General features: G+C 66.7%; 9 protein-coding genes. All 9 read right to left on the bottom strand.

Going from position 1 to position 8,508, the window contains the following annotated elements:
• Window positions 1-634 (bottom strand): AMIN domain-containing protein (locus AB1346_04060; GenBank protein ID MEW6719606.1); only part of this gene is annotated, 634 nt, incomplete at its 3' end.
• Window positions 631-3,219 (bottom strand): DNA mismatch repair protein MutS, encoded by a 2,589-nt coding sequence (gene mutS / locus AB1346_04055; GenBank protein ID MEW6719605.1) that lies wholly within the window; start codon window positions 3,217-3,219, stop codon window positions 631-633. The genes mutS and AB1346_04060, both read right to left, overlap by 4 nt.
• A 25-nt stretch (window positions 3,220-3,244) precedes the next feature.
• On the bottom strand, window positions 3,245-3,751 hold the full coding sequence (locus AB1346_04050) for an HIT domain-containing protein (protein ID MEW6719604.1): 507 nt from the start codon (window positions 3,749-3,751) through the stop codon (window positions 3,245-3,247).
• A gap of 9 nt (window positions 3,752-3,760) precedes the next feature.
• Window positions 3,761-4,039 (bottom strand): integration host factor subunit beta, encoded by a 279-nt coding sequence (locus AB1346_04045; protein ID MEW6719603.1) that lies wholly within the window; start codon window positions 4,037-4,039, stop codon window positions 3,761-3,763.
• A gap of 30 nt (window positions 4,040-4,069) precedes the next feature.
• Window positions 4,070-4,957, bottom strand: coding sequence for a signal peptide peptidase SppA (sppA, locus tag AB1346_04040; GenBank protein MEW6719602.1), 888 nt, complete (start codon window positions 4,955-4,957; stop codon window positions 4,070-4,072).
• Between the two features lie 6 nt (window positions 4,958-4,963).
• The gene (locus AB1346_04035) at window positions 4,964-6,727 is read right to left on the bottom strand and encodes a 30S ribosomal protein S1 (GenBank protein MEW6719601.1); all 1,764 of its coding nucleotides are present in this window, start codon (window positions 6,725-6,727) and stop codon (window positions 4,964-4,966) included.
• 51 nt (window positions 6,728-6,778) lie between these two features.
• Window positions 6,779-7,663, bottom strand: a complete 885-nt coding sequence (ispH, locus tag AB1346_04030; GenBank protein MEW6719600.1) for a 4-hydroxy-3-methylbut-2-enyl diphosphate reductase — start codon at window positions 7,661-7,663, stop codon at window positions 6,779-6,781.
• Window positions 7,660-8,331, bottom strand: a complete 672-nt coding sequence (gene cmk / locus AB1346_04025; protein MEW6719599.1) for a (d)CMP kinase — start codon at window positions 8,329-8,331, stop codon at window positions 7,660-7,662. Before cmk ends, ispH begins: the two co-directional genes overlap by 4 nt.
• Window positions 8,328-8,492 carry a hypothetical protein gene (locus tag AB1346_04020; protein ID MEW6719598.1) on the bottom strand — a complete coding sequence of 55 codons (165 nt, stop codon included), beginning with the start codon at window positions 8,490-8,492 and terminating at the stop codon, window positions 8,328-8,330. Before AB1346_04020 ends, cmk begins: the two co-directional genes overlap by 4 nt.
• Between the last annotated feature and the right edge of the window lie 16 nt (window positions 8,493-8,508).

Here is an 8,508-nt window from a genome sequence, read left to right as displayed (position 1 = left end):
GATCGAGCATCACGCGGACGCGGCTGCGGCGAAGCGACGCCACGGGAGGCGACGCCTCCTGCGGTGGCGCGGCCGCGGCGGGGGGGGGAAGCGGCGGAGGCGCGGCGGAAAGGAACGGTCCCCCGGACGGAACGGCGGCGGCCGTCTGTTCCGGCGCAGCGGGTTCCCGGGGCGCCGGGATCTCCCCTTCTCCGTCGATGTCGATGACGATCCGGTACGGATCCGGGAGGGCGAAAACCCGGAACGTGTTCGCGCGCTCGAGGTCGATCACCACGCGGACGACGTCCCGGCTGTACCGGCCCGCCCGCACCTGCCGGAGCAGACCGTTGTTGACCCCCACGGGGTTGTGGAGCATCTCCGTCTTGATCCGCGCCCCCCGGATGTCGATGAAGATCCGCGGCGGGAGCCCCCGCGCGGGGTCGGCCTTGACGGTGTCGGCCTGCCAGGAAACCTCTTCCCCCGTGTAGATCGCGACCCGGGTGTAGATCTCGTTGGTCCAGGCGTGGATTTCCGAAAGGACGGGGACGGCGGGCGGGGCAACGGCGCTTCGCGCCTCCCGGGGAGACACGACCGCCGCGAGCAGGACGGCGGCGGCCAGCAAGGCCCCGCCGATGTATCGCCGCGGGCAGGTCAAGACGTTCTCTTCCCCAACTTCTCCTTCCATGCCGCGACCCGCAGGAGAGCGTCCACCGGGGTAAGTCGTTCCGGCTCGGTGCGCCGGATCTCCTCCAGGACGGCGTCTTCTTCCCTTCGTTCCCCGCGGGAGAAAAGCTCCATCTGGGCGGAAGGGGCTCCGCCGCCCGCGCGGCCGCCCGAAAGCGAGGGAAGGCCGAATTCATTATACTCGGCGGATTCGAGGTTTTTCAAAATATCGCGGGCCCGGTCGATCAGCGGGGGCGGCAGCCCCGCCAGCTGCGCCACCTGGATGCCGTACGACTTGCTGGCGACCCCCTCGTCGATGCGCCGCAGGAAGATGATGTCGCCCTGCCATTCGCGGACCGCGACGTGGTAGTTCCGGGCGTTGGCGGAAGTGGTCACGATGTCCGTCAGCTCGTGGAAATGGGTGGCGAAGAGGACCTTCGGCCGCCCGGGAGCGTCGTGCAGATGCTCGGCCACGGCCCACGCGATGCTCAACCCGTCGTAGGTGCTCGTCCCGCGGCCGACCTCGTCCAGGATCACCAGCGTCCGCTCCGTGATCCCCGACAGGATCCGCGCCGTCTCCCGCATCTCCACCATGAACGTGCTCTCCCCGCGGGAGAGATCGTCCGAGGCGCCGATGCGCGTGAAGATCCGGTCGACCAGGCCGATCTCCGCGCGGTCGGCGGGGACGAAGGAGCCGGCGTGCGCCAGCAGGACGATCAGCGCCACCTGGCGGATGTAGGTGGATTTCCCTGCCATGTTCGGCCCGGTGATGACGGCCATGCGCGCCCCGTCCGGGGAGAGGCGGCAGTCGTTCGGGACGAAGGCGTGGCGGCCCAGCATCTTCTCCACCACCGGGTGCCGCCCGTTCTCGATGACGATGTCCTTCCCGCCGTTCACCCGCGGGCGGCCGTATCCCCCGTCGGCAGCGAGGTCGGCGAACGACAGCAGGACATCGAGCTCCGCGACCGCCTCCGCTGCCGCGTGAATCGCCGGAAGGTGTTCCTTCAGCGAATCCCTGAGAGCCAGGAACAGCTCCTCCTCCCTCGCGCTGCGCTCCTCCTGCGCGCGCAGCACCCTGGATTCGAAGTCCTTCAGCTCCGGGGTGATGAACCGCTCGGCGTTCACCAGCGTCTGCTTCCGGATGTAGTCCTCCGGCACCTTCGCCTGGTTCGCGCGGGACACCTCGATGTAGTACCCGAAGACGCGGTTGTATCCCACCTTCAGGCCGGCAATGCCGGTCCGCTGCCGCTCGCGCGCCTCCATCTCCGCCAGCATCCCCTTGCCGTGCGTCAGGAGGTGCGTCAGCTCGTCCACGCGGTCGTCGTATCCGGGCCGGAAGATCCCGCCGTCCTTGTACCCCGCGGGAAGCTCGTCCGCGAGCGCGGCGGAGATCCGGTCCGCCGCATCGGAATGATCGCCAAGCCGTTCGCGCACCCCCTTCAGGAGCGCGGCGGCGGGTTCCCCCAGGGCCGCCTTCAGGGCGGGAAGCGAAGCGAGGTTGTCGCGCAGCGCCCCGACGTCCCTGGGACCTGAACGGTCCTGCGCCAGGCGGGACGCGAGCCGGGACAGGTCGCCCATCGCGTCGAGCCGCGCGGCCAGCTCCTTCCGGATCCCCTGCGCCTCGAGGAGCTCCCCCACCGCCTCGTGGCGCTCCCCGATCTCCGCGACGTCCTGGAGCGGCGCCGCCAGCCGGGAACGCAGCTCCCGGGCGCCCATCGGAGTCCTCGTCCGGTCCACCGCCCACAGGAGGCTCCCCTTGCGCTCACCGGACAGGGTGGAGAAGATCTCGAGCGTGCGGACCGCCGTCTCGTCCATCGCGAGGTAGCGCTTTCCCTCCCGCTCGGAGACGCGCGCTATCTCCGCCAGCGCCGCCGGCTGGTGGACGTGAAGGTAATAGAGGACCGCCCGGACGACGCCCGCGGCCGGATGCCCGTCCGGCGGGATCCCGTCGACCGGCATCGGCGGTGCGAACGACGCCGCTGCGGATGGCGACAGCGTCGTGAGGAGCTTCCCCTCGATCAGCCGCTTCCCGCGCGGCGTCGAGGGGGTCTCCTCCCCCTCCAGGGCGACGAACTCCATCGGGCCGAGGCGGAACAGCGCGTCGGCCAGCGCCTCCTCGGTCGCGCAGCTCTCGTGGTGGAATTCGCCGGTGGTCGCGTCGAGGGCGGCGTAGGCGAAGGGCGGGGCGAACCGCACCGCCGCCAGGAAATTGTTCCCCCGCGCGTCGAGGCACTCCTCGTGGAACACCAGCCCCGGGGTGACCACCTCGGTCACCTCCCTGCGGAAGATCCCCTTCTGGCCGGGCTCCTCGACCTGCTCGCAGACGGCGACCTTGCACCCCTGCCGGATCAGCTTCGAAAGGTACGCGTTGCGGGCGTGGTGCGGCACCCCGCACATCGGGATGTTCGATTCCCTGTCCCTCGAGGTCAGGGCGATGTCGAGGAGGCGGGAGGCCCGGATGGCGTCCTCGAAGAACATCTCGTAGAAGTCGCCCATCCGGAAGAAGACGATGCAGTCCCGGTACCGCGACTTGATCTCCACGTATTGCCGCATCGCGGGGGTGAGCTGGAGGGTCATCGGCGGCGCCGCAAAACGGGTTATTTTACGGTCGGAGAAGGCGGAACGCCGGAGAGAGGCGCCCGCGGGTCTCCAGGAGCGACTCGGGGAGGACCCGCGTGTCGTTGACCGACGTCATGAAGTTCGTGTCGCCGCCCCAGCGGGGGACCAGGTGGACGTGAAGGTGCTCCGTGATCCCCGCGCCCGCGACCTTCCCGAGGTTCATCCCCAGGTTCAGGCCTTCGTATCCGTACGTTTCCCGAAGCACCCGGGTCCCGAGGGCGGCGAGGGAGAAGAGCTCCCGGAGCTCTTCCCCGGAAAGGTCGCAGAGGTCCGCCACATGGCTCCGCGGGGCGACCATCACGTGGCCGTTGTTGTAGGGAAAGCGGTTCAGGATCGCTACGGAGTTCGGGTAGATCCCGAGCAGGAGGCTGTCCGGGTCGGCCAGCCCGGCCTCCCCGGCGCAGAAGATGCAGGGCCTTGCGCTCCCTCCCTCTCCCCCGGAGGGCTGCCGGATATATTCCGCCCGCCAGGGGGAGAACATCCGTTCCATCGGGACCCCTTACCCGTTGACCATCTCCCGCAGCTCTTTTCCCACCTTGAAAAACGGGATCCGCTTTTCGGGGATGGACACCTTCTCCCCGGTCTTGGGATTGCGCCCCTCCTTCGCCCTGCGGACCCGGACGGTGAAGCTCCCGAAGCCCCGGATCTCGATCTTCTCGCCGCGCTGGAGGGCGTCCTTCATGTTGTGGAACACGGTGTCGACGATGACCTCGCACTCCTTCTTGGTCAGGTTCGTCAGCGATTCGGACAGCTTTTCCACCAGGTCGCTCTTGGTCATGCCCATGCTTCACCCCCCGATTTCGAAAGGTTAGTTCAACTGGAGCGGATTTCCCGCGATCTTTTCGTCGATGAAGGTGCTCATCTCCTCCTTGAGGAGGTCCAGCAGGGAGATCTTGCTCTTCGGCGGCAGGATCACTTTCGGCTCTCCGGAGATCCCGCCCAGCTTCGCGGCTTCGGCCACGGTGTCCTCCAGATTCCCGAGCGCATCGATGAGGCCGAGGGCCTTCGCCTGCTCCCCCGTGAAGATCCGCCCGTCGGCGATCCGCAGGACGCTCTCGGTCGGAAGCTTCCTCCCCCGGGCGACGGCGTGCACGAACTGCAGGTGGACGTTGTCCACGACGGACTGAAGGACTTCCCGGTCCTGCGGCGTCATGTCGCGCAGAGGGGAGCCGATGTCCTTGAAGGGGCCGCTCTTGACGGTCATGCCCTTCAACCCGATCTTCTCCACGAGGTCCTTCGCGTTCACGAACGGCATGACGACGCCGATCGACCCGGTCATCGTCCCGGGATTCGCGTAGACCTTCCGGGTCGCCGCGGCGATATAGTACCCGCCGGAAGCCGCGACGGTCCCCATGCTGGTCAGGACCGGCTTCTTCGCATCGAGCTTCCTCACCTCTTCATGGATTTCCTGGGAGGGCGCGACGCCGCCGCCGGGCGAATTGATCCGGAGCACCACCGCCTTGACCGAATCGTCCTTGCCGAACTTCTTGATCTGCTCGATGGTCTGCTCGGAATCGGAGATCATTCCGGAAACCGGGATGACGGCCACCCTGCCCGAGCCGGCCAGCGGAAGCCCTTCCATCCGGGAAACCACCGCCAGGAGGGCGAAAAACGCCGCCAGGACGAGCAGGACCGTCAGGCATCCGCGTAAAAACGGCCTCCGGCGCTTCGGCGGGCTGGGGACGTTTTCGGACATCGCCTGTCAGTTGCCCTGCTCGCCGTTGGCCTTCATCTTCGCAAGGAGCGCCTCCCCGAGGGCGCCGATGCCCTCGCCGGGGGTGTCCGACTGCTTTCCGAGGTACGACTCCGTGTCCTTCCGCTCGAGGGCGTCCTGGTACCCCCGCACGCTCAGCGATACCTTCTTGTTCGCCCGGTCGACCCCCAGGATCACCGCGCCGACCTCGTCTCCTTCCTTGACGACCGCCGACGGGCTCTCGACCTTCTCCCTGGAGATCTCGGAGACGTGCACGAGCCCCTCGATCCCGTCCGCGATCTCCACGAACGCGCCGAAATCGGCGACCCGGGTCACCCTGCCGGTCACCAGGTCGCCCTTCTTGAACTTCTTCTCGATCCCCGCCCACGGATCCTCCGCGAGCTGCTTGATCCCCAGCGAAAACTTCTGGTTCTCGGGATCGACCTTCAGCACCTTCGCCTGGACGCGGTCCCCCTTCCTGTACAGCTCCGCGGGATTCTTGATCCTCGTGTTCCAGGACAGGTCGGAGACGTGGACCAGCCCGTCGATCTCCTCGCCGATGTCCACGAACACGCCGAAGTCGGCCACGTTCTTCACCACGCCTTCCACGGCGGAGCCCTCGGGATGGCGCGCCCTCAGCTCGTCCCACGGGTTCGAGAGGATCTGCTTGTAGCCCAGGGAGATCTTCTTGTTCCCCTTGTCCACTTTAAGGATGGCCACCTCCACCTGATCCCCGGATTTCATGATCTCGGAAGGATCCTTCAGCCGCTTGCTCCACGACATCTCGGAGATGTGCAGCAGCCCCTCGACGCCCTCCTCGATCTCGATGAACGCGCCGTACTTCGTCGTGTTGGTGACCTTGCCCTTCACCCGCATCCCCGGCCGGTACCGCTCCTCAAGGTCGATCCAGGGATCCGCCTTCGTCTGCTTCAGCCCGAGGGAGATCCTGCCCCGTTCACGGTCGAACCGGATGACCTTCACCTTCAGCAGATCGCCTACCTTGCACAGGTCGCCCGGGTGCCCGACCTTCCCGTAGCTCATGTCCGTGACGTGCATCAGTCCGTCCAGCCCGCCCAGGTCCATGAAGACGCCGTAGTCGGTGATGTTCTTGACCCGGGCCTCGATCGTGTCGCCCTCCTGGACGTGCTCGAGGATCCCCTTCCGCGCCACGTCCCGCTCCTCCTCGAGGAACACCCTGCGGGAGACGACGACGTTCGCTTTCTTGCGGGAGAATTTGAGGATTTTGAACTTCCCCTGGATGCCGATGACCGGGTCGTTGTCGCGGACCGGCCTCAGGTCGACCTGGCTGCCGGGCAAAAACGCCTTCACCCCGATGTCCACGGTGTAGCCGCCCTTGACCTTGGCCACGATGGCGCCCTGCACGGGCGTGCCCTCGTCGAACATCTTCTGCAGGTCGTCCCACACGCGGATCTTGACGACCTTCGAGCGCGAAAGGCGGATGAATCCCTGGGACTGGTCGTACCCTTCGGTCATCACCTCGATCGGGAAGCCCGGAACGAGCGCCTCCCGCTCCTCCGCGGTGAGGTCCTCCAGCGGAAGCATCCCTTCGGATTTCTTGTTGATGTCGATCGCAACGTATTCCTTCAGCACCTTGATGACCTTGCCCCGGATGACCTGTCCCTCTTCGGTGCTCTCGATGCTGGCCGCGAACATCCTGGCGAAATCTTCCTCTCCCGCCGATCCGCCGGCTCCCGTCTGGGAATCCGGGCTCGCATCGTCCGGGAGGTCTGTTTTGTTGTTTTTGTCGTCCATGCCCCACTCCTGATTTTGATTGTTGAAATATTTACTATACACCGTAACTCTTTATCGGTAAAAGGATACTTCGATCCTTTCCCCCTTCCAGATCCCCTTCAGCCGCTCCACGAATCCGTCGATGATCCACTGGGGGGTGGACGCCCCCGCCGTGACCCCCACCACGGACGCCCCCTCGACCATCGAGGCGGTCACCTCCTCCCCCGTCTCGATGTGGTGCGTCCTCGGGTTGATGGCGGAGCAGATCTCGGCAAGCCGGCGCGTGTTCGCGCTGTTGTATCCCCCCAGAACGAACATCGCGTCCGCCTGCCCTGCCAGCCCCGTCGATTCCTCCTGGCGCAGGGTGGTGGCGTTGCAGATCGTGTTGAATACGCGAACCTCCTGGAATCGGCGCATCGTCGCCGCGACGAACGCCATCAGGTTGTCGAACGACTGCGTCGTCTGGGCGACGACTCCCGCCTTCTGCCCCGCCCGCGCCTTCTCCACCTCGCCAAGGGAGGTGTAAACGGGAACCCCTTCGCCTATGTAGCTTATGATGCTTTTTACCTCGGGGTGGTTCGGATCGCCGACGACCACGACGGCGTACCCTTCCTGGCTGAGCGTCCTTGCGTGGTCCTGCGCCTTCGTGACGAAGGGGCACGTGGCGTCTACGATGGTGACATTCTTTTCCTCGAGAGCCGACCGGTCCGGGCGCGTCACGCCGTGGGACCGGATGATCGCCTTCCCGCAGGTGATCTCGTCCACCCCGCCGACGACGCGAATCCCTTTCTTTTCGAGGCGCTCCACTGCCTGCGGGTTGTGGATGATGGGTCCCAGCGAGTGGATCGGCCCCTCGTTTCCCGCTCCGCCCTTCCCGGCCGTCTCGTCGGCGATGGCGATGGCGCGCTTGACGCCGAAACAGAACCCCGCGCTCCGGGCGATAAGGATCCGCTTCACCGCGAAGCCGCCGCGACGCGCCGGAACATGATCTCCACGACCTCCTCCGCCGTCCGGACCGTGGAATCGATGTAGACCGCGTCCGCCGCCATCTTCAGCGGCGAGTGCTCCCTCGTGGAATCCTGGACATCGCGCCGAAGGACGTCCTTGAGGACCTGTTCGAAGGTCTGACCCGCGCAGGGGTCGAGCTCCAGGTACCGGCGCAGGGCGCGGACCGCGGCCGCCGCGTCGAGGAAGAACTTCGCCTCCGCGTCCGGGAAGACGACCGTCCCCGTGTCCCTCCCCTCGAGAACGACGCCACCGTCGCGCCCCATCTCCCGCTGCTTGGCCACCAGCGCCTCCCGGACCTGCGGATGCGCCGAGACCTCCGAGGCGCCCAGGCTCATCTCCGGCGTCCGGATCGCCGCGGAGACGTCCTCTCCCGCCAGGAAGAGCCGCGACGATCCTCCCGCTTCCCGGAACTCCAGCTCCAGCCCGCGGGCGAGCTCCCCGAGCCGCCGGGCGTCGCTCCAGGCGATCCCCGCGCGGCGGGCGGCCAGCGCGCAGGCCCGGTACATCGCCCCCGTGTCGAGCCGGAACATCCCGGCCCGCTCCGCCAGCAGCATCGACGCGGTGGTCTTTCCCGCGCCCGATGGTCCGTCGATCGTCACGACCGGTCGCCTTCTCATCGCGTCAATTCTTCAAGTTTTTCTTCAAACCCAGGGAAAGAAGTATCTATGCATGCTGTATTATCCAATATCACCCTTTTCCCGGATGCCCGCCCGAGAACCTGCAGCGACATGGCGACCCGGTGGTCCCCACGGCTGCTGCAGGAAACGTCCGGGCGGATGGATGCAGGCCCCTCC

This window comes from Thermodesulfobacteriota bacterium, from assembly GCA_040758155.1.
Taxonomy (GTDB): Bacteria; Desulfobacterota; Deferrimicrobia; order Deferrimicrobiales; family Deferrimicrobiaceae; genus UBA2219.
The sequence above is the reverse complement of the archived record's forward strand: the minus strand, read 5'-3'. Positions and strand labels throughout refer to the sequence as shown.

Excerpts from the sequence above, each read along its gene's own strand:
- AB1346_04045 (MEW6719603.1), bottom strand. The coding sequence starts at position 4,039 with ATGACCAAGAGCGACCTGGTGGAAAAGCTGTCCGAATCGCTGACGAAC.
- sppA (MEW6719602.1), bottom strand. The coding sequence starts at position 4,957 with ATGTCCGAAAACGTCCCCAGCCCGCCGAAGCGCCGGAGGCCGTTTTTA.
- cmk (MEW6719599.1), bottom strand. The coding sequence starts at position 8,331 with ATGAGAAGGCGACCGGTCGTGACGATCGACGGACCATCGGGCGCGGGA.
- mutS (MEW6719605.1), bottom strand. The coding sequence starts at position 3,219 with ATGACCCTCCAGCTCACCCCCGCGATGCGGCAATACGTGGAGATCAAG.
- AB1346_04050 (MEW6719604.1), bottom strand. The coding sequence starts at position 3,751 with ATGGAACGGATGTTCTCCCCCTGGCGGGCGGAATATATCCGGCAGCCC.
- AB1346_04035 (MEW6719601.1), bottom strand. The coding sequence starts at position 6,727 with ATGGACGACAAAAACAACAAAACAGACCTCCCGGACGATGCGAGCCCG.